Origin of the sequence: Klebsiella sp. Lac1 (genome assembly GCF_009825425.1) — a bacterium.
Lineage (GTDB): Bacteria > Pseudomonadota > Gammaproteobacteria > Enterobacterales > Enterobacteriaceae > Klebsiella > Klebsiella electrica.
In genome coordinates, this window is record NZ_VJZJ01000001.1 from 1994040 (window position 1) to 2017228 (window position 23189).

General features: G+C 52.5%; 29 protein-coding genes. 1 reads left to right on the plus strand and 28 read right to left on the minus strand.

Annotated features, from left to right (window positions below; genetic code table 11):
* The 28 genes from FNY10_RS09605 to FNY10_RS09740 all read right to left on the minus strand — a co-directional run bounded on the left by FNY10_RS09605 (position 1) and on the right by FNY10_RS09740 (position 22407).
* Complete coding sequence (locus tag FNY10_RS09605) at positions 1-684, minus strand: YmfQ family protein (RefSeq protein WP_160704728.1); 684 nt, start codon at positions 682-684, stop codon at positions 1-3.
* Positions 681-1829 carry a baseplate J/gp47 family protein gene (locus tag FNY10_RS09610; RefSeq protein WP_160704726.1) on the minus strand — a complete coding sequence of 383 codons (1149 nt, stop codon included), beginning with the start codon at positions 1827-1829 and terminating at the stop codon, positions 681-683. The genes FNY10_RS09605 and FNY10_RS09610 overlap by 4 nt, the downstream gene beginning before the upstream one ends.
* Positions 1819-2268: a phage GP46 family protein gene (locus tag FNY10_RS09615; RefSeq protein WP_048294792.1), complete on the minus strand. Its 450-nt coding sequence runs from the start codon at positions 2266-2268 to the stop codon at positions 1819-1821. The genes FNY10_RS09610 and FNY10_RS09615 overlap by 11 nt, the downstream gene beginning before the upstream one ends.
* Entirely contained in the window at positions 2261-2848 is a 588-nt protein-coding gene (locus FNY10_RS09620) for a phage baseplate assembly protein domain-containing protein (RefSeq protein WP_227699361.1), read from the minus strand. Before FNY10_RS09620 ends, FNY10_RS09615 begins: the two co-directional genes overlap by 8 nt.
* Positions 2845-3924, minus strand: a complete 1080-nt coding sequence (locus FNY10_RS09625; RefSeq protein WP_160704724.1) for a phage baseplate assembly protein — start codon at positions 3922-3924, stop codon at positions 2845-2847. Before FNY10_RS09625 ends, FNY10_RS09620 begins: the two co-directional genes overlap by 4 nt.
* The gene (locus FNY10_RS09630; RefSeq protein ID WP_160704722.1) at positions 3921-5321 is read right to left on the minus strand and encodes a DNA circularization N-terminal domain-containing protein; all 1401 of its coding nucleotides are present in this window, start codon (positions 5319-5321) and stop codon (positions 3921-3923) included. The genes FNY10_RS09625 and FNY10_RS09630 overlap by 4 nt, the downstream gene beginning before the upstream one ends.
* A 44-nt stretch (positions 5322-5365) precedes the next feature.
* Positions 5366-7240 (minus strand): hypothetical protein, encoded by a 1875-nt coding sequence (locus FNY10_RS09635; RefSeq protein ID WP_160704720.1) that lies wholly within the window; start codon positions 7238-7240, stop codon positions 5366-5368.
* Between the two features lie 141 nt (positions 7241-7381).
* On the minus strand, positions 7382-7660 hold the full coding sequence (locus FNY10_RS09640) for a phage tail assembly protein (RefSeq protein WP_160704718.1): 279 nt from the start codon (positions 7658-7660) through the stop codon (positions 7382-7384).
* A gap of 1 nt (position 7661) precedes the next feature.
* Positions 7662-8030, minus strand: coding sequence for a phage tail tube protein (locus FNY10_RS09645; RefSeq protein ID WP_160704716.1), 369 nt, complete (start codon positions 8028-8030; stop codon positions 7662-7664).
* 3 nt (positions 8031-8033) lie between these two features.
* Complete coding sequence (locus FNY10_RS09650; protein WP_160704714.1) at positions 8034-9545, minus strand: phage tail sheath subtilisin-like domain-containing protein; 1512 nt, start codon at positions 9543-9545, stop codon at positions 8034-8036.
* The gene (locus FNY10_RS09655) at positions 9546-9725 is read right to left on the minus strand and encodes a DUF2635 domain-containing protein (protein WP_025713564.1); all 180 of its coding nucleotides are present in this window, start codon (positions 9723-9725) and stop codon (positions 9546-9548) included.
* Positions 9726-9728: 3 nt separating this feature from the next.
* Positions 9729-10274 (minus strand): hypothetical protein, encoded by a 546-nt coding sequence (locus FNY10_RS09660; protein ID WP_025713565.1) that lies wholly within the window; start codon positions 10272-10274, stop codon positions 9729-9731.
* Positions 10271-10633, minus strand: coding sequence for a hypothetical protein (locus FNY10_RS09665; protein ID WP_025713566.1), 363 nt, complete (start codon positions 10631-10633; stop codon positions 10271-10273). The genes FNY10_RS09660 and FNY10_RS09665 overlap by 4 nt, the downstream gene beginning before the upstream one ends.
* A 5-nt stretch (positions 10634-10638) precedes the next feature.
* Positions 10639-11007: a hypothetical protein gene (locus FNY10_RS09670; protein ID WP_025713567.1), complete on the minus strand. Its 369-nt coding sequence runs from the start codon at positions 11005-11007 to the stop codon at positions 10639-10641.
* Between the two features lies 1 nt (position 11008).
* Complete coding sequence (locus FNY10_RS09675; RefSeq protein WP_160704712.1) at positions 11009-12058, minus strand: major capsid protein; 1050 nt, start codon at positions 12056-12058, stop codon at positions 11009-11011.
* 97 nt (positions 12059-12155) lie between these two features.
* On the minus strand, positions 12156-12560 hold the full coding sequence (locus FNY10_RS09680) for a head decoration protein (protein WP_025713569.1): 405 nt from the start codon (positions 12558-12560) through the stop codon (positions 12156-12158).
* Positions 12560-13138: a hypothetical protein gene (locus FNY10_RS09685; RefSeq protein WP_160704710.1), complete on the minus strand. Its 579-nt coding sequence runs from the start codon at positions 13136-13138 to the stop codon at positions 12560-12562. The genes FNY10_RS09680 and FNY10_RS09685 overlap by 1 nt, the downstream gene beginning before the upstream one ends.
* A gap of 1 nt (position 13139) precedes the next feature.
* Entirely contained in the window at positions 13140-14009 is an 870-nt protein-coding gene (locus tag FNY10_RS09690) for a S49 family peptidase (protein WP_075594564.1), read from the minus strand.
* Positions 14006-15643, minus strand: a complete 1638-nt coding sequence (locus tag FNY10_RS09695; protein ID WP_047723972.1) for a phage portal protein — start codon at positions 15641-15643, stop codon at positions 14006-14008. The genes FNY10_RS09690 and FNY10_RS09695 overlap by 4 nt, the downstream gene beginning before the upstream one ends.
* Positions 15643-15903, minus strand: a complete 261-nt coding sequence (gpW, locus tag FNY10_RS09700; RefSeq protein ID WP_025713573.1) for a gpW family head-tail joining protein — start codon at positions 15901-15903, stop codon at positions 15643-15645. The genes FNY10_RS09695 and gpW overlap by 1 nt, the downstream gene beginning before the upstream one ends.
* Before the next feature lie 8 nt (positions 15904-15911).
* Positions 15912-18035: a phage terminase large subunit family protein gene (locus FNY10_RS09705; RefSeq protein ID WP_032717775.1), complete on the minus strand. Its 2124-nt coding sequence runs from the start codon at positions 18033-18035 to the stop codon at positions 15912-15914.
* Positions 17977-18540, minus strand: coding sequence for a hypothetical protein (locus tag FNY10_RS09710; protein ID WP_160704708.1), 564 nt, complete (start codon positions 18538-18540; stop codon positions 17977-17979). The genes FNY10_RS09705 and FNY10_RS09710 overlap by 59 nt, the downstream gene beginning before the upstream one ends.
* A 240-nt stretch (positions 18541-18780) precedes the next feature.
* Positions 18781-19419, minus strand: coding sequence for a hypothetical protein (locus FNY10_RS09715; RefSeq protein ID WP_160704881.1), 639 nt, complete (start codon positions 19417-19419; stop codon positions 18781-18783).
* Positions 19420-19500: 81 nt separating this feature from the next.
* Positions 19501-19704 carry a hypothetical protein gene (locus tag FNY10_RS09720; protein WP_086816353.1) on the minus strand — a complete coding sequence of 68 codons (204 nt, stop codon included), beginning with the start codon at positions 19702-19704 and terminating at the stop codon, positions 19501-19503.
* Positions 19705-20219: 515 nt separating this feature from the next.
* Positions 20220-20570, minus strand: a complete 351-nt coding sequence (locus FNY10_RS09725) for a hypothetical protein (RefSeq protein ID WP_075594565.1) — start codon at positions 20568-20570, stop codon at positions 20220-20222.
* Positions 20570-21130, minus strand: coding sequence for a lysozyme (locus tag FNY10_RS09730; protein WP_160704880.1), 561 nt, complete (start codon positions 21128-21130; stop codon positions 20570-20572). The genes FNY10_RS09725 and FNY10_RS09730 overlap by 1 nt, the downstream gene beginning before the upstream one ends.
* Positions 21108-21377, minus strand: coding sequence for an HP1 family phage holin (locus tag FNY10_RS09735; RefSeq protein ID WP_142131667.1), 270 nt, complete (start codon positions 21375-21377; stop codon positions 21108-21110). Before FNY10_RS09735 ends, FNY10_RS09730 begins: the two co-directional genes overlap by 23 nt.
* 853 nt (positions 21378-22230) lie before the next feature.
* The gene (locus FNY10_RS09740) at positions 22231-22407 is read right to left on the minus strand and encodes a hypothetical protein (protein ID WP_158414542.1); all 177 of its coding nucleotides are present in this window, start codon (positions 22405-22407) and stop codon (positions 22231-22233) included.
* Between FNY10_RS09740 and FNY10_RS09745 the strand changes: the two genes are divergently transcribed.
* Positions 22406-22903, plus strand: a complete 498-nt coding sequence (locus FNY10_RS09745; protein WP_049100455.1) for a hypothetical protein — start codon at positions 22406-22408, stop codon at positions 22901-22903. The genes FNY10_RS09740 and FNY10_RS09745 overlap by 2 nt on opposite strands.
* The last annotated feature ends 286 nt before the right edge of the window (positions 22904-23189 follow it).

Consider the following 23189-nt stretch of genomic DNA (forward strand, 5'->3'; position numbering starts at 1 on the left):
TTAATTTAAAGAGATATTCCCCGATGCCATATCAAATATCGTTGCAAACTCAGGGGTTACTTCATAAACGCCTTCATCATTAAAACCGAAAAGAATATAACCAAACTTAACCAGCGTATAAGATGGCGCCAGTGCATTTATACGGCACTCAAGCTGACGATTCCCCCATGAGCGAAGTGGATCCCCGCAATAACTGAGGCCCACCCGTGCATAAGATATCGTGGTATCCTCGGCCTCTACCAACCAGACGAATGGCCAGTCATCGCCATTAAGACCGTCACCGCAAACAGATAATCCAGCGCGCGCCTGTCTGTATTCTTTAATGGCGATGGTGTAGCCCATCGCGGCTGCAATGCTGATGAAATAGCTTTTTGACTGACCACCGGTACTGATTAATTTTGAGACGATTGCGTTTTGTCGCTTGGCGATTGTGTCGACCTCGCCAATGGAGCAATCATCAGGCAATCCAAGCGTATTTTCCCAGTCAGTGAGCATGATGGTGGCTGTCTTAGGGAAAGCGCCACTAAGAAGAGACTGAGCATCATTATCACTACGTTGAAAACTCCTGGCCAGCGCTCGAAGCACTGCCGTCTGCACTGCATTTTTATCTCTTGTCCAGGCTCTTCCTGAGGGGATTAAAGCCTGTAGCGCTTTAAGGTAGTCGTCAGTTGAGAAGAGGCTCATGTATAGTTCACCTCTCCACGAACGGCCATCTCACCTATTCCCGGCTCAATATTTGCAGATGGGGAAACCAGAATAAAACCAGCTGTCCCAGAAACATCCCCTATCGCACGGTTAAGGTCTGAAAGATAGATTTTTCCTGTTCCGAGAGGATCAGCAGATTCAAACAAAACGCTGTCAATAGCGTCAGCTATAGCAGCAGTTGTAGTGCTAATCGCATCAGAGATACCACTTATTTCAAAATCAATAACCCGCTCAGTAGGCGAACAGATGTAATTCAGGGAGGTGACAGGGGTAAGTGGGTACATATAATCGGCTACCCTTCCCTGATCGCCTGAAGCCTTCACTCCGCCCCATTCTTCCAGCTGCGATATACCATCCGTACCAACCGGGAACCCATGGTTTGTCTTGTCGTTGCCATCACACATGATGTAAATCACAACGGTTCCTGGGCCCATTCCTCTACGGCGAACCCATGCTCGTGTAACGCCCGATACGGCCAGAGCCCATGTACGATAATCAGTATCGCTGCCACCCTGCGGAGGATTTTGAAACAACAAAAGTCCGCGCTGGCGAAAATCCTCTTCATCCTCAATATCAGCACCGCCGGTGGCTGGCTGAATGAGCGTGACCGTGCTTTCAATGCCAGACACATTCGCATCAAGGGTCAGGATAGTACCGGCATCAGCATTTCCCAGGCTGCCACCTCCAGTGACATCCTCGGTGATGTCAGGTAATACGGCGGTAACAGCAACTGTTGCTGTGCCAGAGCTGCCAATCGTTACACCAGCATCAGTAGTGTACTGATAACCATCCGCGCGATTAATTACTGCACCCGCATCTAACGTCCTCCCTGATGTACCTTTGATTTGTGCTTCAGGTGATCGAGCTGCGGTAGCTGCTTTACGGTAGGCCTGTTTAAGCGCCATCCATCCAGCAAGCCATTCATCTGTCGATGTAAAAGGGGTGCATTGTCGGGCAATATAATCCAGATAGGCATAATGCAAGTGCGCCATGCCAGCATCCATATCCGCCAGCACCTTCAAATTTCCGAACCGGAGCAGAGAGCCGACCTTCTCCAGCTCCGCCTGCATGAACTGTTGATTTTCTGTTCTCAGCTCACTAAGCGTTTTTCTTTTAAATGGCATTGTTCAGTTGCTCCCATAACCAGAAGAATTTGAATTCTTGCCAGTCGCCGTCCGGGGGAAGATAACGGATGATAAGATTCAGCCTGTTCGGAAAAACGATTTCTGAGGTCGCCTGTATTTCCCTGGCGATTCCATCACTTTTTATCCATGCCAGCGCTTCTTCAGCATATTGCTCTGCTCGCATAGCTACGTCGCGGGTCAGTTTTTCTCTCCGCAATAACCACAGACGTGAACCGATTGTTTTCTCATTTCCCAGATCGCCCCACCATCCCCGGCGATCCGTCCCTTCATATGGGTCATCTGCGCGCGCAAGGCCATCGGTAAAAAGGCTGATCAACACGGCGGTATGCATATCATTGTCAGAGGTGAGAATGCCGAAATTTTCCTGCCAGTCGGCCTGCATCTCATCAATATTCCAGAAGGATGAAATATCACTCATCAGATACCTTCTCTGTGGTTTTTTCACTGGTGACAGTGCTTTCACCTGACTGAACCTCTTTCACGTCATGATCGTGAATGTTGTAGGCGTCACGCAGTTGTTTTACGGTTTTGGTGTTTGAATTGCAGTTGTCTACAATGTCGCCGGTGCACTTGAACATCGGCGTGTTGGCAAGGATGGAATCAGAAGCATTGATAGTGACGGTAGTGGCATTATTGACCTCTACGTTTTTACCCTTAGCATCAATGAAGACTCCATCTTCCGTCAGCAGGATATTCAGGCCCCACTGGTTATACATCACCGACTCACCTGACTTTAGTCCTGAATGCCGGTATCCCTGATGGTTGGTTGCAATAACCACTGGATTAGAGCGATCGCCACCCAGGAATGCGAGTACAACATCAGTACCGGCAGGAAGACCGGATGAAAAGCCAAACTCTGCGAGCCTGTGGGCGCTGGCAACTTCCAGAGGTGTCTGATACTGCACTGACTGCGTTCCGCCATCATCTTTCATCGCAGTAATTCGACCCACACCCAGCATGCTGGCGATACGGTTAGCAAAATGGCTAAACTTGCTCATTGGTTGAATCCTGCAAGTTGTTGGTAGAAAGCGTAAGGCTGAACGGCAAACGCTTCTGGAGGCATTAGCGTTAGCCTGGCATGGGTGCCATCGCTGTCGCGCATAAACGTTACGTCGGCAATCAGCAACTCGGTATTAGGCAGCTTTAGCGTGGGAATATTTACAGGAATCAGCGTATTTGGCTCCCATAGCTTCCCGGCTTTATCCCGCCAGCTATCTATCGTGACGCTCAGTTGCTTTGAGCGGCCATAACGCCTGTTCATCTCCCAGTCAATCGCGCGCTGTGCCTGCTGAGATGCCATCAGGGTGCTTTCAACGATAACGATACGCTTTCGATAGCGCATCTTTGCCGCTTCCGGATCACGCGCGGTAGCCAGAGTTACTGAGTCATAAGCAGTATCAGGTGAAAACCCAGCTATTGGTGAAACGCTCATCGAGATGCCAACATAGTCAGAAAACCTTTCCGACATATCAGCGCGGTAGTACGCCTGCTCTATGTTTTCCCCTTCTGCGACACCACTGGCAGCTCGACGGGTTCCCACTCGCGTGAGAAGCAGGTTACCGTCCGGAAGGTCATAATAAAGCAGCGCAGACCAGCGAGTTACTCGCTCAATTATTTCCTGCGGAGACTCCCCCCAGTTAATTGTGAACTGAGGTACATTAACCAGATCACTAACATCGCAGGAAACGCTGATGCCATACCATGAAGCCAGACGGGAAGCGATACTCAGCGCATCACTTTGGTTGATGACATTGTTTGGCCACTCTGCAGAGCAGTCCACCAGGTCCTGGCACTTGCTACGCCCGTTAGCTTGCACTTCATGTCTGGACCGTGTAATTGACGGCTCCCAGTTGTCAACGTAGCCCGTCAGGACCAGATCATTACCGATACGCACTTCGCAGGACTGCCCCTCCTGCACCAGCTGCTTATCATTAGTACCTGGGTAATAGTCCATTAACCCAAGACTAAAATCGGATGGGAATCGCTCTATGCTTCTGGTAACACGAACCGCATCCCAGCCCTCAATAGTTTTATTGCCGACCGTTAACCGAACCACATCCTGATCGTCGCTCATTGTCGTAATACCTTCATTGAGGTCGGCATAAATGCCGGGTGAGGAACATTCGACTCCTGAATAAGCTCATCAGCCCTTCCGGCGTTCTGATATAACCGGTTTGCCAGCGTCAGTGCAGGCAGAGGCTGTGCCGAATTAAACTGCATCAGCTCACTCAGGCCCGCAGAAAGGGTGTTCATGGTGTCGAGAAATGACGTTCTGACCTGCAGCAGCCCGCTGTAAAGATCATCATCTCCCCGGTCACCCGCCACCAGCAAGGCGGCATCGAGCTGGTTGGCCACGCGCCGGGTGATCTGTTCGGCTTCGTCGCGGCTCGTCGGGTTGGATTCTGATGCCGCGGCTGCCATAGCTACGCTGCACAAAACGATAATGAGGGTATTGACCGTTTCAGCAATCTCTGCGCTGGCATTCGACTTCTGATACTCTGTACTGGTTGCATTGGCCAGCTTTTCTAGTGCCGAAATCCGCTCGTTAATGCCGCCCGCACAGTTGAGAATGGCATTGATAACATCAGCGGTTCGCTGGACAAAATCATCAACGGTGGTGGAGTTGTTCAGTCCGGTAGCGGTGTCAGTAATCCTCTGCCTGTCCATAATGGATTGCGCAGCAACCTGATCCGATAACGACTGAAAATCGTCAGTATCAGCCGTATCCACACTGCCGGTCGCCCCGGATGACGAGCCACCTACCGTTCCCTTGCTGTAACGACCGTATCGCTGATTGCCGAACGTGGATTTCAGCACGCTACTGATATTCGTTACCTCATTGGTGGTGCTTTCAACCATATTCGTCCAGAAGCCGATGGTGCTCTTTATGGTTTTTATTGCCTGTGTCACACCGCGAATTTCACCCTTAATACGCGCGATAGTGCTGAAGACTGTTGTGCTGACCAGTTTCAAATAATTCGTGCGAACGGTTTTACCTGCCGCACTACTGCCAGTCACAGCAAAAACCTTTAACCCGGACTCGATCGCCATCAGCGTGAATTCAAATACACGCCCACTCTTCATATCGCCGGAGAGCGTCAGCCCATTTTCAGGAACTGAAACAGTCATCTCACCCAGCGTGGGGTGAATTAGCGTCCCGCTGCCTTTGGTTTCGCATGCGGCAATTAGCGCCAGACGCTGGGAAATAACATCACCACCGCCATAAATTAGGCTATCCTGAACCAGAAATCCCTTGAGAACAAAACGGCGGGTTCCGCGCCCCATATCCTCTATCCATGCCGTGTCCCGATAAGGATATTCATGTACAGCCTGCCGGCGTCCGTGACTCCCCTCTTCACTGATGATGGCAAAGGGGACGCCACGGAAGGAGCATGGTCGAAGCTGACTTTGCCAGTCTTCAACCGTATCTCCCCCCATCAGGGATGTGATCGCATCCTGAATGATTGCCATCAATCCTCCGGAAATAAAAAACCGCCGTTAATGGCGGTTATATGTTAATAATTCATGGGAGTGGTAATTTTTCCATTATTTTCCACGTTATAGGTTTTTCTCTCCCCCTTATCATTAATCATGGTTATTTCCAGCTTTAATGGATGCTCAGAAAAAGCATCCGTCAGAGAGCGAGTAATATTATCGGCCATGATGTTAGTATCACCGCCTCCATCAGTTGGAGACAGTATGGAGGGCGGTCTTCCATTACCTCCAGCGCCAGAGATGATGTCTCTTCGCTGTTGTGTAAGATTATCGCGGCTTCGCAAGCCTGACCACCTGTCATCCATAATGGCTGACTGTATCGCATTTTTCAGTTGCTCTTCCGTGTACGGTTGCGATCCCTGTTCATGCTGAATCATTGCTGCCATCAGATTTTTAAGTACTTCAGGGTTATGCAGATCAAGGCGTTGACGAGAGTCATAGCCAGTCCTGGCGGAAACATCGTTAATATATTGCTGAGTTTTATTTTCAGTTCGCGGGGCATACGTATGAAGAATGCCACCCGGAGTATTATTACCCCGATCACCATAAAGCATTAGTTGGCGAGCCATCGCAGCTAAACCATCGTCATCGCTGGAAAACGTAGAAAAACCCTGATTTCTTCCTGTTGTATTTGAGGCATCCCTCAAATTTCCAGGGTTGTGATTTCTAAACCCAAGGGTATTTTTACCATTCGGGCTGTAAACAATGGGGCCACGTGAGGTTTCTGGCCTAATAATGGCATTTACATCGTCACGTAATTGCTGCGAGCGATCCTGATTATAAAAATACTGCCGATATTTCTTCCTGGACTCATCAGTCATTACGCCAGCAGTAAGCTGGTTTTTTTCATTTCCGTTGAGGCTCTTCTGGAATTCAGGGTCCGCCAGCGCCCTACGCATTAGTTCAGAGTCATCACCTTTGTTTTGCCCAGCAAATCGGCTCATAGAGATGTTGTCGAAGTTATTCGCCAGCATATCAGTAAAGCCGCTGACCATATCCGTCAGGCCATTGGTATCAACGTAGGCATAAACCTTACGTTCAAGCTTTGATTTAAATCCATCCCATGAGGCGCTTGCTTCCTTGACCGCAACATCAAAGTTTGTCAGTTGCTGGTTCAGGGCAGGATCCACCGTCAATCCTACCTTATCCGCTTTTGCCAGAAGCCCGGCGTATTTTGCCCCTTCACGCATCAGCGTCAGCATCTCAGGTGTTAAACCCATCGCATCGGCAAATGACTTTTGTTGATCGGGTCGAAGTTTTGGGAAAATCCTTGCAATGGACTCAAGCGTCCTTAGCGTGTTGACAGAACCATCATTATTTCTTTCAATTTGGGCGCCAATCTGTGCCATTGCAGCCATGACACCAGCATTTTTACCGCTATTTGCTTCGTTGAGAGACTTGAAAATTCCCTCGATAGAAGATGCAGCACTTTCACTGTCAGCCCCTACAAGCTGCAGAGCCCCGGAAAGCCGGGAAAAGTCCTGAACACTCATAGCAGTATTTTGCGCATGCGTGTTCAGGTCATAAGCGCCTCTGGCTGCTTCCCGGTAGCTTTCTGCAAGCTTACCTGTCGCATATGCTGCGCCACCGATAGTACCGATAACTCCACCAGCCAGCCCCAGCCCAGCCAACTTGCCTGCCAGTTCTCCCACTATTTTCATGGGGGGGATCATGTCGCCAATAAACTGAACGTTATCGCGTGCAGTCCGGGCCATAATATCCAGCCTGGAATTATATCCGTTCAGCCCATCAATCGTCTCCTGCCCGCCTAACTGCAAGCCCTGCCGGGTCTTCTCCAGTTGGGGTTCAAGGTTGCGAACAGCCTCGTCGATCTGTGCTATTGCTTCGCTGACATGATCACCGGCTACCAGTTCAAAATCAAAAGAGTTACTCATCGTGTGAAGATTTCCTGATTTTGTTAATCCTTGAGGCCTGTGATACCCACCACTTCAGACGGGAGTAGGTCATACCCCACGCCCTGTCCTCAGTCCAGCGGAAATAAAATGTCACTTCAGCAGCAAGTTCCTGCCATGCTGTCAGGGCTGCCAGGTCAAAAAACTGAGCAGATAAACCTCGCACTTGCGGAAGTCGATAAAGTCCATCGGATGCAGCACGCTTTCGCGGGTGTCAGATACCAGAGAAATCAGTAAGCGCATTGCCGCAAGAGAGGTTGAAGAAGACTGTTTTTCGTAAAACTGCTCAGCCTGGCTCAGTGTCGGCGCTTTAAGCTCAAGTTGCTCATAGCGCGTTTTCTGTGCCACATCTTCAAGAGGCGTTGTAAGAACAATGATTTTCGTACGTTCTAATTCAGCCATCTTAGTTCTCCGTGACCTCAAACCCTTCCCAGCGAACATCGAACACTGCATCTTCGCTTTCAACTTCCTGGACGTTTACCGTCCAGAGCCCTCGACCAATGATTGTTTTGCCATTCGCCAGTTCCGCGATGACGTTGACATTGGTCTGTTTGTTAAAGCCCTGCACATTTGTGCCGCTACTATCGCGCAGGCGGGCAGAAATGTACGGCGCAACAGGCTTTTCTTTATAACCGTGTACGCCATCCATTCCGGTCAGCGTGGTACGGTTTACCGTTGAGGGCTGGTATTTGAACGAGCCTTCAACCATGACCGACACACCATTAACGGTGACATAGGCAGTACCGGCAATGCGGTTAGAAGTATCAGTCATGACTTATGCTCCTGTTGATTCAGCCTGCAGGCGGAACTGGTTAAGCAGCGCAAAAATACGCAGCTGATTGATGAGCGTTCCCGGCCACAGCACGTCAACGCGGTTCGGATTGGACGCATTTTGTTCAACGATAATATTTTTCGCGAACGCGTCAGCATCCTGGGCGTAACCGTTAAACACCAGCGTCTGGTATTCGGCGATCTGGTCAGCTTTGATGATGTTGGGCGTGACAATGGGCTGACCGGGTGCAAAGCGGGTGCCGTCGGCGGCCAGTTTCATGCGCCCGAACTTGCTGGTCACCGCTGTGCGGAGATAGCGGGTCACAAACATCAGGCTGAACAACGTTTCCACCTGCAGATAGCTGTCGTCTTCATCACCGTAACTGTTTTTCTGGTAGGTGGTGATGATGTTTTCCACGTTGACCGTTCCGTCGTCGGCGACGGTATACGTTGAAATGCCGCTGTACAGCAGGTTGTTACGCTCGGTTAGTTCAAAGCGGTCCTGCAGATCTGGCGCCAGCACGCCATAAACCGGCAGGCTCTGCAGCGGGCGGCCCGGATCATTACGCAGGCTCGGGGCAATGGCGCCGGTCAGCGCGGCAGACCAGATATAACGAGGCGTCGGAGAGCGATACACGCCCAGCAGCGTTTCATGCTGGTTATTTCTGGCCTCGCCTTTTGTGCCCAGTTCAGCATAAGTTCCCGACGTCGTGCCGAAAGCATGCCCGTACAGCTGTTTATCCCACGCCCAGCGGCCGGAAGCATCGTTCAGAAACGCCTTCATGGCATCAAGAGAGGCCGTATCGTCGTACGGGTTGATGATGAAATCGAACGTTTTATCCTGCAGATTGCCGAGTGCATCCACAAAATCCGGCGCGCCGGCGCCGCCTGCCATCGAGGTAATGGTCAGGGTGAGACCTGCAGGCGTCGATTCCCCGCCCTGCGTTCCCAGATAGTTGAGACGAATATCAATCCCGTTACCCAGAAGCCCCGCATTTTTAGCCGTCAGCTCGACCGTATCGGTCGCGTCTGATTTAACAGCTGCTGTAACCGGGAGGTCAGTTTTTTTGGCGATGGCGGCGACCAGTGCCGTAGCGATTTGCGCCGGCGTATCGGTTGCCAGCACGGTGAGCTGCACGCGGTTCCCGGCGAGGTAGAGAGAGATTACGCCCGTCTCAGACGCCTGTGACGCAACCTTGATACTCCCCTTCGCGGCCACCATTGACCCGGAGTCGTCCGCCAGCGGCAGGATCCAGATTTCAGCGGCCGTGTCATTCTTCTGATAGGCAGTCATCATGCCATGCAGTTGTGACCCCTTACCGGTCAGCTCTCCCACGCCATTCGGCGAGGAGACTTTGACGGGGATATTGACCTGCGTCGAACCAGCAGCCAGCATCTGGCCAATCAGCAAGGTTCGTTGCGTCGCCGTCGCAGTATTGGCCATAGAGTTGTCGAACTCGACGTAAAACAACGGCGTCCGGAGGTTACCGGGTACGCGAGAAAACGGAACGGTCATTTAAGCGTCCTCTTTTTTAGCGGTGTTCTTCACACCTTTTTCCAGCACCAGGCTGACATCGCCATCCTTCAACCGACGGCGCCAGAACGTATTATCCGGAACTTCCCCGCCCTCTTGGGGCAAAGGCTCTCCCCGGACGGGGCAGCGAACGCTAAGCCCGTCTTTTGGTTTTACAAACATGGATTACTCCTGCAGGTTAATACTGATGCCCGGGCGCGGTGTGCCATCCGGCATTTCGACGGTGATATCGATCCCCTCCAGCGGTGGCGGGTCGATGGGATAAAAATCTTCCGGCCCCTGATAATGTTCGATGTCGATCTCAAACAGCAGCTGACCCAGATGCGCTTCACCATCACCGTCAACGTCAATCGTTGAACGGATTTCCGCGTACTTCTGGATTTTACGGGTGAGCTCGTAGCTGTTGATGACCGCCCTTTCTACCTGCTCGCGCAGGTCCTCCAGCGATTCCTCGGCTCGTAGCGCCCCATCATCATCGGTTTCCCCGTCATATTCCTGGACGCGGCCAGTGATGCGAACGGTGGTCACCGTAGTAAATGCCGGCGTATTCCGCCCCTGCGCCTTTTTATGATCAAACGGGGTCTGAACCAGCAGCGCCGGATAGAGCGCTGCCGAGGTTGGCCAGTCCCGCGGCGAATAAACGCGGTCGCCGGCATCGGTGTGACCGGACAACGCTGTCACCACCATTTTGCGAATAGCTGATGCATTCATCGTGTTTTCACCACATTGAGGACAAGGCGGGATCCGCCATGACTGTCAGGCTCGACATTGGACACCACGAATAACTGATTAATGACGTGGCCGCCGACGGTCTTAATAAACACGCGGTCCGAGACTTCAGGCTGAGGTTTCCCCAGTTTGCGGAACTCGGCATCACGCACGCCGAGCATCGGGCTGGAGGTGTTGATCACTGAATCCCCGTCGAGGTTTTCAGCAGCCTGGGCATACCCACGGTCAAAAATGCCGTTAATCGTGAAAGGAGCAGTACCGTCTTTGGGACGGTACTCGTGTTCATCGCCGAAGACGCCATGTAGCGGACTCAACAGGTGTAAATCCCAGTCCACTCCCATCGCGTTTACTCCGTAGTAATTTTCACGCCACGCGCAGCAGATAACGCACGCTGCCGAAGAACCTGAACATCGGCGATCACACCTGCAGCCAGCAGACGTTCGGCGTCCTTACCGGAGACCGGAATACGCAGATTTTCGCGGTAAATCTCGCCGTCATGACGAATGCAGTTTCCCTTCAGAACGACGTATTCAGGGGCTGCGGTTTCATCTTCAGCGCCATCCGCATCATCTGCTGAATCGTCGTCTGTTTCGTCATGCTGTTGGTTATCCTGAACGATGCCGCCCGCATTCAGATCGTCAACGTTCAGACCTTCTTCGGCGGTACTTTCCGCATTCAGGTCATCCACCGACCCGGTTTTGGTTGTTTTAGCCATATCAGACCACCGTTGCGCAGAGGGATGCGTTGACCCTGCTCGGAATAACCAGCGGGGAGGATTGCATCAGGATAAGACGTTGTGCCGGATCTTCTTTAACCCAGGACTTGGGCGCATAAGCCAGCGGACCATAGTTGAACGCCGGGTCCAGAATCACGCCAAAGGCGCGGGTGCCCATCAGGTCCGCGCCGCTCATGATGACAGCGCCATCAGGGATCATCGGTTTCTCGACGTTATCCAGCGGGTCAATAAACCAGTCGTTATACAACCAGAGGTCAAAGTTACCCCAGCGGCCTTTGTAGATAGCTCCCTTCATGACCTGCGGGCCCGCATTAATCTGGTTACCAAACGGGCTCAGCGCCGGAAATGTGATGGCGTTATCCTTGATGGTGGTATCGAGTCGGAATGCACACCATGACTTATTCGTGAAGACCAGGTCGGTGGCGACAGAACCGGACTCTTTCAGGAAAGTGGTCTGCCAGACTTCGATATCATCAGAAGGTTGGGTATTGGTCGCGCCAGCGGCAACGGTCAGCGGCCATTTATCCGAACCGCTCAGGGTGATAGTCAGGTCGGAAGCACGACCGAAATCCACCACTTTGGTTTCATAGCCTTCCCCGGTAACCGTGACGGTTCCGGACACCAGCGCGCTGGCGGCCATCCACTCCAGACGACGGTTGATCATGTCGATTTGGTCAGTCATTTCAAACTGCAGATTCAGCATTTCACGTTCGGCGGCGGTGTATTCACCACCAATTCGCTCGCCGATCTGGCGACGAATGGGTTTACGCAGATCAGGGGCGCGCTTGTCTTTGATGTAAGCAGGTTTGAACGTATTGGTCTGGTATTTACGGGACTCGACCAGTTTACCCTCCACCAGCGGAGAGACAAACGGCGCCATACGACGCAGGCCGATATCAACATCAATCGCCACTTCTTCAGTCTCGTAGGTCACGACATTCGGGAAGAAGCGATCGAGCAGCCAGTTCTGACTGGTTTTCAGGTTAGGAACGACCTGTACCAGCACGCTGGTATCATAAATATTTTCCATATTCAGTCTCTTGATAATGCCAGCTGCACGCTGGCAAAAATTGGAATGAGTCAGCCCCTGCCGGTTAAAGCATTGGGTCAGAGGTAAGAGGGTTAAATCAGGAAGCGGCTACAGGGGCCTGAGTGCTATCTTTCAGGAAAATAGCCAGCGGGCGCAGCGCCGTTTTCATTGCCGCCAGAGTCCATGATGCATCAATAATGATATGGTTCTGGTTGAACTCGCCCATCAGATAGAGTCCGCCATTCTGATCGGCTGACGAGGCATCGACATTATCAACAAGAATTGCCACAGGCGTTTCACTGCCATCTTCAGCCGTTTTCACACAAGTAGTGTATTTGCCGCTGGCGGTCACCATCCCCAGTACGGTTCCACGCTTATAGGTCCCACCGGTGATAATGCCGGTATCAGTAACTACCTGAAGCGTACCGGCGATGAGCTGGTCCGGCATAAATAAGGCACTTTTCATACCCGGAGCAAACTGATTCTGACCATACTGATCCATTATTTCTCTCCTTTGGTGGAGTTGTAGAGACTGGTCATTTTGTTCACCAGCGTCGCTTTACCGCCAGATGGTTTATCCCCATCCAGCCCAAGCCGGACATTCTCGCTTTCCTGCATGCGCTGATCGAGAGAGCGCTTGCGCGTCGCCTGGGGTTGAGTGGCTGGCGCGGTAGATGCCAGGACGTCGATAGCGGCGGCAGCGCTCATCCCTGTGTTGAATGCGAGTGAAGCGGCCAGTGACGGATTGGCCGCGGCATACTTACTGCCGAAGATGCGGGCGCAACGTTTACGCTCAGCAATGCGGGCACTTTTGGCCGCCTTGCCTTCTTTGCGGTCGTCGTCATCGTCGGAATCATCCTCTTCGGAAGCGTCCGGATCGTCGTCATCATCTTCCGCATCGTCGTCGCGTTCGTCTTCTTCAGCGTCGTCGTCACGCTCATCGTCTTCCGCATCATCATCGCGCTCGTCTTCTTCCGCACGACGGGCTTTCGCCTTTTTGGACTTTTTATCGTCTTCCTCTTCGGAAGCCGACGCGCCAAATCCGATAAGGTGGGCAAAACTAAACGGTTTCTTTGCCATTTCAGGCTCCTGTTTTTTCAAGTAAATGTCTGAACGCAGCATCCGGAGGGCATACCTCATCAGCCAGTCCAAGCTCCACACCATCAGCAGCCATAAAACAGGCAGCCTGAGTACTTTTAATCACCTTCGCGCTGATCCCGCGATTTCTGGCGACGGTATTCACAAACAATTCCCCCATCGCGTTAATGTCCTGCTGGATGGCATTGAAGGCTTCTTCAGAGAGCTCCCGCAAAGGGGAACCTTCGGCTTTACGGCTTCCGAAGGTAATGATCGTCACTTTCAGGCCGTCGTCTTTAATTCGCTGCGTCCAGTCCAGGTGCATGGTGATGACGCCGACTGAACCCACACCGCCGGTTCTGGGAACGGAAATACGGTCAGCCGCGCTGGCAATCGCATACGCTGCGGAATACGCATTTTCGGTCAGAATGGCATGGATGGGTTTCGTGCCCCGGGCGTTGTAGATTTCATCCACGAGATCAAAGCACCCGGCCACTTCACCGCCGGGCGAATCAATATCCAAGCAGATGCCGTTAACTTCCGGGTCGGCCAGCGCGGTCAGAAATGACTGGCGGATGCCGTCATAACCGGTCATGCCACTATAGGGTCGCAGACTTCCCAGTTTTTGAACCAGCGTACCGCAGATGGGGATCACGGCGACCCCGGCCACGTTGTCATATCCGGGGTCGCGTTTTGACTCCCGACCACGTTTGTCGTCGTAGCCGTACCAGTCATCGTCTTCCATAGCCAGAGAGGATTCGATTCTGCTGATGCCAAACCGGTCCATAACCGCGGCCATGATGACCTCGGCTTTATTCGGATGAAGGGCCAGCGGCGTATTAAACAGACGTTGCGCCAGATGAGGTAGATTCACTTTTCCTCCGGATCTTTGATTGTCTCGCTGGCGAACTTGTCCGCCTGCGCCCAACTGGGTAATGGGAGACCGCGTTTCAGGCAGGACTCAATTTCCAGTTGCCGTTGGTCAAGCACCTCTTCCCAGTCCTCGCCGACGTTTTCCCCCACTTCAATTTCGAGTGTGGAAAGCCCCGCATCCAGACCAAGAATGGCGCCTTTTTTCTCTGCAACCGGATCTACCCAGCCGCGGCCAGGCCCCATCCAGCGAGCGCGGGAATAGGCGGCGCGGGCCTCTACAAAGTCAGGCGCACCCGACGGCAGAGGCAGGTCCTCGTTATCATGAACTTCTTCTGCAAACGCAGTCAGGACAGGCTGCGCGGTCCCCATTGAAAAATCATCACGACGTCGGGTCAGTGTTTTCCAGGCTTCAAGCAATGAAGATCGCGCGGAGCTGTAGTTAACATCTGACCAGTCCTGAGTGACCTGTTGCGGGGAAAGCCCGGTACCGGACGAGAAGTTACGCAGCACGGCCGATTCGAACACCTCAAAGTTGCTGTACGGCCGGGCGGCATTAACCGTTGTGATTTTTTCACCTGGGTAAAGAATCGGCATCCTGGCGCCATTTTGCAGGGTCAGCCGGCGGTCATTGTGAAATTCCACTCGGCCGTCCTGATAGGCTCCCAGACTGGTGTCATCGAAGCTTTCCCCCATCGCAGCCTGAACCATTTCAGAATCATAAGGTGACTCTATATATGCTGCGAAAATGGCATTCAGAATGGCGGCCTCCAGTTCGCTCTGGTCATATTTCACCAGCATTTTCAGACGCTGAATGACCGGCGTCAGGATGCCATTGCCGCGGTGTTGAGCACCCCGCTCATGGTCGAAATCATGGACGACATGCGGACGCCCCCAGGCGGTTTCACGGGGTATACGCCGCCATGTCATAGTTTTGGCACCGCTCCACCAGTCGCCGATATGCGCCTCACGGATGTGATAAGCAATCGGTGCGCCGTCCTCATCAATCTCCACGCCACCGCGAATATTCGGCATGTCGAAATTCTGCTGTGGGTTACTGAGCCTGTCAGGATCGACGACCTGAACAGTGGTGGCATATCGTCCCCTGCCCCGCCCCAACCGGTCAGGCCGGTACTGGAGGACCATCAGCGCATCCCCGTCAATCAGCTTGTGGCGAAAGGCCAGGCGCAACATCTGCGGCACAGTCAGCTTGCGTTCAACATCGCAGTACCGCCCGGTGTCATATGCCCAGGTGCGCCAGTGCGCCTCCAGCGCTTTGCCGTACTCTTCAGCCCATGTTGAATCGAAGGATTTATTACCGGTGACCATACGCAGCACCCGGTAATCGGGTTTCATGATGGGCCTGAAATTGGCGCCGACGGCGTTATCCAGAAGACGGGTTACGGCGCCGTTCGCCCACCCGTCATTACGGACCAGGTCACGGGCACGCGAAACAATGCGATCGCGATAAATGTTGATTTCGTTGTCCGGCGACCATAGCGCTGGTTGCCAGTTCGCCAGCTGATCACTAAACGAATCGGCGGCGTCATAAGGTACCCGGCTGCCGCCCGTCAGCATGCTGGGCCGCGGTGCGCGATACGGGGTACCATCCGGGCCAAGTATTTGCACTTTATTCATCAGAATCGAAACCTCACTGGCTTACGTGGCCTCACGACAATACCCAGATACGCCTGTAGAAGCTGAATCAGCCCCAATAGTTCGGACAGTGTGGTTTGCTGGTAGGACACGGAGCGTGTTCCGTCTCCCTGCGTATAGGAAAATGAAACACCGTGGCTCCCTGCGGCTAAGTCAACGTAAGCAGCCTGGGCTTTAGCTAATGCTGCCCGCGCCTGATCATCACTCATTCCAGCCAGCAGGCTGGTATTCCGGTTGAACATGGTTTTCCTTATTGCGGCAGGAGTTTAGAAATTTGCTTACGCTTAACTGGCGCGGGTTCTTCAATAACCGCGCCGGGTAACTCGTAGCTGATTTTTTCTTCTGGTACGGCAGGTGCCGGCAGGAATTTTTCAGGGTTGGCTTCAAGGTTTGCGGCCCGAACGTTGAGCTTTAATCCCATATGTTTGAGTCCACACAGTGCGGCGTAGCTGTAAACCAGGCAGTCGAGCGCTTCGTTCGCCCGCCCCGGTATCTGTTCCCAGACACTGAAGCGCTGGCCTGCAGTCACTTTGTAAACCAGACGTTCGGCCAATAGCTGATTGAAATATCCCAGGTCCCGATCATCAGGGAAATGCATATAACCCGCTGCGGCTGCGCCCGGTGCGGGAGGGTCCAGGTGGAGGCGACCACGCACAACATCCTTGGCAGAGTTCACACCGATGATAATTGGCCGGAAACTGGCTTTGCTTTTCGATGTCGGGCGCTTTGTCGGCCAGACAGGGTTACGCCTGCCGCTTTGAGCAGACTCACCTTTGATCGCCCAGACACGACGTCCCAAACGCTCCTTAGCAAATTCGTAGACCTTTTGCGTGTGGTGGCCGCCGGAGTCCATGCATGTCGCCATGATGTTCAGTCCACGACCATCACCCCGGCGCCAGATCTGTTTCAGGTATGCATCGAGTCGTTTCCACGGTTCATCCGTTTCCAGATCGCCATAAATCACATCGTGGGAAACCGACCATGATTCCTCATCCCTCCCCCAACCGGTGATCGTGATTTCGAAGCGATCATCCTGGGTATCTACGCCTGCAGTTAACAAAGCCACGCCATCAGGAACGATGGCCGGGAAGACTTCACGACGCGCCAGCAGAATATCAACCGGCAGCTGTTTGCCGTGGTTGGGTCTGTGTGGCAATCCCATTTGCGTGTTCCACCAGGCTTGCTCTTTATCCGGATCCCCCTTCGCCTTGATATATTTTCCCGCGATATCCGACGGTTTATCTTTCTGCCAGGGGCTGAACAGTTTGGAAGCCTGATAGCCGGCATGGTGGTTATCGACAGCCTCTTTTCCGCAATCCGGACAAATCGCCCGGTAGACCGCATGCCGCGGTGATTCGGACCATTTCCAGACAGCAGCCACGCTATTTTCATCATTCGCCCGCCAGGCCTGATCGTACTCAAGCAACGGGGAGTGGCGAGAACCGCAACACTCAAACGGCCGGGTCTGATGCCAGCGGATAGTCTGTAATGCGCGCAGGCGCTCACCTTCAGACCAGCCGGCACCGCAGCATTCACAGTGGATCATGGCTGATATTGTCAGGTGTTTATCACCCTCTTTCGGCCACTGAACATGTTTGAAAAAATCCAGAAACTGCCGATGCCCACAGTGCGGACAAACAACAGAGGCCCGGCGCTGATCAGATTCGGCATAGCTGTCAGCAATCCGGCTTTCATCCTCAACGGTCGGAGAACAGGCGCGGACGGAAAGCCAGGTCAGGCCAAACGTTGCGGTTCGTTCCTCCGCCAGGGTGATCGGATCCCCCTCGCGGGTAATCGGGTATTTATCCACCTCATCCGCCAGCAGTACGCGGATAGGTCGGCGCGCCAGGTTGTCGGGGCTACCGGCACCGGCCAGCGCCAGAAATCCGCCGGTAAACGCTTTGTAGAGGATGGTTTCTTTCGAACTCTTCTGTTTTGAGTCGCCGATGATTTTCCGCAGTACCGGCGTCACCCGCACCAGCGGGCTGATACGCTCTTTTGAAAACTGCTCTGCCGCCTCTTCTTTCGGCTGCAGGAGCAAAATCGGGCACGGGTCGAGGTGAGCGAAATAGCCGAACAGGTTTTCAAGCAATGCCGTTTTCATCAGCTGCGTGCAGCACATCACCGTGACGACATGCACGCCGGATTCAGTCGCCGCCAGCATCGGACCACGGGCAATTTCTACAGTCGAGGTCTCCCAGTTCCCTGACGTACTCCCGGCCTCCTTAGCCAGCTTCCGGTAGTCATCCGCCCATTGCGGAACGCTGATACGCGGCGGTGGCGTCCATCCTTTTCTGACACTCAGTTGAAGTCGTTCAATCTTCAGCTGAGTTAAATTCTGGCTCTCCGAGGACTGAGATATGTTTGTGGACATGTTCGATCAGCACCTCTGTCATCCTGTCCGCCGGCACATCCAGATCAGCGGCCATAAGCGGTGCCACCCGGGAAGGCCAGTTCATCCAGGCATCACGCTGTTGGCGAAAGGCGTTAAACAGGACCTCTTCGGCGATGGCCAATTCAATTGTCTGGCCGCTGTCTTTTTCATACTGGAGCTTTGCCTGCAGGGCCATGTAATTTTCACGGATCCGCGCGGCCTCTTCCCTGGAAAGGTCAGCACCTTCTGTAAGCATTATCTGGCGAACGGTTTCATCAATTTCATCGTCGCCATCATTCCGGGGTGCTACGGTTTTTTTCTTCTTCGCGTTTGATGCCCGCGGATCTTTTCCATCGCGGTTTTTCTTCAGCGCGGCATCGCTCGCTTCAACATCAATCAAGTCGCCATCCATGACGATAAACCGACCAGCCTTGATCCATCGGCCAATGGTCTTGCGATCGACGCCTGAATGTTGCGCGTACTGACTCTGGTTCATCGTGGTCATGGGACATCACCTGGGGCATTTTTGGGGTGGGACATCTACCTGGGACATTTTTGCAATGTCCCACACGAATGTCCCACTGGAATAAATGGAATAATCCGTGCTGGCTCTAGCGTGGCTGGCGATCCCTTGAGGTGGGACATGGGACACAAAATAAAAAGTTGTAGCTACAAAAACACTGCGGCGCGCAATGCCCGTGCCTTACAAAAGTCTCAGGAAGGACCCAAACCCCTTGGGGTGGGGTCACCTCGCAGTCCTGATCGCGTCAGCGATGGCGCGGCTCAGCGCGCCGGGCATCAATGCCTCCGCCATCGTTCGTGAACGGTCCATGCACCCGAGCACTGGCGCCACGGGAAGAGCATCACCAAACCTCACCAGCAGCTTAGGAGAGCGCTGTTTCGGCTTCGGCCTGCGCGTACCGTTCGCTGAACGTTTTGCCCGTTTCTTCTTCGACTTCTTCGGCTTCCTGCGCTGCCAGACAGCGTTGACGCCATTCACCTCACCGACGAACACATTCGGCTTCGCTTTCATCTGCGAAAGCTTATTGCGCGGCATGTTTCCATATTTGTTCAGCTTGATGTTCTTCGGGTTGAGCAGCGCCTGGCTGTTCAGCTTATGCTCGCCGCCAAACTCGAAAGGCTCCAGATATCCGGCGGCAATATCACGCACATAAACTTTCGCGCGAAGGTTGTTCTTTCTGGCCCCCGATGAGCCCACAGCATTAACCGTGAACGGCGTCGGCGATTCCAGTTTTCGCCCCAGTGCCACTTTTTGCGCTGCGGCGATATCCCTTACTACCGATGTCATAGCTTGCGCGGTGGCGAAAGGAATTTGCTTCTGCAACTGCTTTAGCTGCCGGGATAAATCCTTAAGCGTTGACATGGTTTCCTCCAACATTATCGAGCCACCTCTTGAAGTGGCTCTGTAATGCCAAAAACGCCGCCTCAGCGACCTTGTTTAGTGCTATTCACCAAAGCAGCCCATCATCACGGCAGCCTCATGAAACTTTTTGGCCTCATCCTGTGCTGCATCAGGTAAAGCAGGGAATCGAGCGCTCTTGATTTTTTCAAATGGTACGAAGAAATCACGACTCAGTGTTTCTTCACCACTCTCATCAATCACGGTAAATGAGATGCGGACAGTGCTCTTTGGTTTTGGCTTGCTCATGCACAACCTCGTCTTAGTTGTTCGTCAGGCTATCAGTGGCAGGCGGTGACGATGCCGCTTTTCGGGAGCTACCCTAGCCACTGATGATTTTAACTCACTTTGCTATTTCAGACACTGCGTGCGGATGTAGTCCTGCTATTGACGCTTAGAGTCAACCTGCCTGATATCAGCCTTATCCCGGTTGCACTTCCCCAGCGCCGATAGCAGTCCTACGCCAAAACACAGGTGTACTCCTCCGCAATATGGTCCGGGTTGCGAAATGATTAAACATATTTAGATACACGATGTATTGTTTAGTCATTAGCTGTTCATTCAGCGCCCCGTTTACTTTTGGATATCCTCTTCGGGGTTTTTTATCACGCCGACCTCGCCATGCAGGAACGGCAATGTAGCCCCGCTACTGACTCACTGCACGGTAGTAGGCCTGCCAACGGTATTTATCTAACCGCAGTTGGCGCAGGCATTGAGCGGTTTCGACGTCTGACTGCAGGTCTTCGTCGCTGTCTTTCCCTGCGTCACTTGCTTTGCACGGCGCCGTCATCAAATCCGGGGATGGCGTTGGCAGCGTCGATAGCTCGCTGGCGCAACTGCACAGCATCATCGTCAAACCGGCACACAGTACGATTCGGAGACTGGACATATTTCACCACGTCGCGGGTTATGGTTCGGTAGATGACCTTGCCCTCTTCTGTAGCGGCAGCGGCCTTTTGCTCAACTGGCTGGATAACCTTTTCGGCTTTCTCTTTTTTCTTCGCTGCCTGAGCGTTGATATGGACAGCGTGAGAGCTCCAGCCGGAGCGCCATGAGAAAACACAGCAAAGCAGCAGGATAACCACTGCGCTGATAATGGCTGTTAAGCGGCTCATTAGAACACTCCCGGTGCAGATGGCGGTATGCCGGGATTTAATGGCCCGAAACCATCATCAACTTTCTGTGGTTTTTCACCCCACAAACACACCTCGCGCTCAATCTCGCGACGCGTTACCAAGCCCTTCCACTCTTTACCGCCGGCATACGTCCAGCGACGCAGCTGGTCGCATGCGCCTTTCTGGTCGCCCTGGTTGATTTTGCGCAGCAGCGTTGAGGTCTGGAAGTTGCCAGCGCCGACGTTATACGCGAACGAGTACAGCGCCCCACGCATCGTTTCGGGGATTGGCTGTTTGATGTAGGGGTTAATTTGGCGTGCAACTGTGTTGAGGTCTTTATTGAGAAGCGCTCGGCACTCTGCCTCGGTGTAGGTTTTACCGAGCATGATATCGTTGCCCGTGTGTCCGTGGCATACCGTCAACACACCTACGACATCTTTGTAGGGCTTATACCGCACTCCCTCCAGACCATCGTTACCGGTCGGGCCGGTGATCAGCGCTGACGCAATAGCACCACCACCAACGGCCGCGATAACACTATTCCTCAGCTTTGTTGACATAACCATTAAGCCGATCCTCCCGTTCTTTACGCCGGTAATACCAGTTCACACCGCAGGTAATAACAGTGCATGCAATACCGACAACGATCGCCCAGTCACTCAGGCTCATACCAGCCACTTTGTCGGCCAAAATCCATACCTCTGTTTTCGATACGTCGGCATATGCCTTTGCCGAAACACCGCAGCCCGTTAATGCGGTCCCGGTGCCGTATGAGAGTCTGCTGTAAATGGTGCTCATTTTGGTCATAGCCTCACCTCCGTATGATTCGGATGGTGTTGAATTTTGTTATAAAAAAAGACCCTTACCGGGTCTTTTTGCGAATGATATTCTTGATGCGAGATAGAAGTGAGGTTCTCTTCAGCTCCTTTCGGACGTCATCATCGAACTTTCTGATTATGTCTTCTGCCTCTTCCTCACTACAGCCAATATCTGTCCATAGCTTGACTCTTTTACGATGCTCGGCTCGATCCAGTCGCCTGTTAAGCCAGCGCATTAATATTGGAAAGGAAATTTTCACGAAGGCTATCAGTAATCCTATAGCCGTCATTTCTTTGTAATGTTGTATTACCTTTGAAAACAAATCATAAAGCCAATCACCCATAGCGACCCCTAGACAATTGAAAGGTCCATTATCCGCTATGCTACAAACAAGGTCATCCAGTGTATCAATGCATTTCGCACCTCCGTTAGTAACGATCGGTGCTGTGTTAGAAAGGGTCAGACCCGTCAGGCTGGATTTATCAAAAAAGCGTCAAGGATGATTCCTGCGGGACCTGATAATAAAAAAGCCATGCAAATGCATGGCCTTGTGATTTGAATCCGTTATTTACAAAATGTATTCGAGACAGTATCTTTCGACTTCCGGACAAAAAAACATATACCGGGACAAAATCTAAATGTAACTGCCTTGCCTGCATGAAACCATGCGGGCTTTTTTTTGCCCAAAGAAAAAGCCCACCGAAGTGGGCCTTACAGCTATCATCATTTTTTATTAGGTGTGGTGCCGGGTGCCTCCCGGTAAGTCGCCGCCAGTCCACAGACGACTCGCAATGCGCAAAAAAACATATCAGACTGGCAATGCCCCTCCGCATAGGGGGATTCACCACGCCAGAAATTTAACATCTTGATTATCTGATTTCAACACGCCCTTCCCGGGCGTGGCCTGCTGATTTGCAATCATTTGCAGGTCTTCAGTTGCCGCTATGTAGCGACATATCACCACATCTGATATGGTCAGATCGCCAGAAGTAACCACATCAAACTCGGTGATAAACATGGATAAATTCGACAGAAGCATTCAACGGGAAACGCTGCAACTTCTTTATGCTGTATACCCAAACGAACTAACTAACGAGCAGGTCAATGAAATCACCAATCTGTACCCTGACACTGATAGTTTCATGGCAAATTTACTTTACCTCCACCAGCACCAGTTGATAGTGAGTGGTTTAAAACCAAGCTCAGAAGGCTACGTCCTGGTCAATAGGCCCGCCATCACTCACCGTGGTATTGATTTCATCCGCGACGATGGCGGACTAGGCGCTATTCTGAATGTGCAAACTGTTAAGCTGCATGACAGCACGATCATTGCCCTGGAAGACATAATCCGCGTTGCAAACATTCCTGAAGAGCAGCGGAAGGGACTGATTTCAAAACTTCGTGAGCTTCCGGCAGACGCCATAAAACATTTGACGCTTCAATTACTGACTCCGGCGGTTCTGCATCCGCAGGCCGTAATTCAGTCAATTGAAAAATTCCTCCAGACTTTGTGAACTCCTCGTCGGGGCGGATCATTGAGAAACGCCCCCAGCCTACCAACGGACTTAAAAGCACCCAAAAGTCAGCTTGATGGTCACATGTCAGGAAAAAGCCTTTCGGGTGAAAGTGGCATGCGCAGATTTTCATAGCCTCCCCCAGAAAAGCAAAAACCCCGCCGAGTGGCAGGGTTGATAGTCAGTTTCATTTGGATGTACGTATCCATGATTAGAAGCATACACGACAACTTCGGACAAAATCAAGTCTTATGCACCGAAAAAGCAAAATATTGTCGCCATTGTT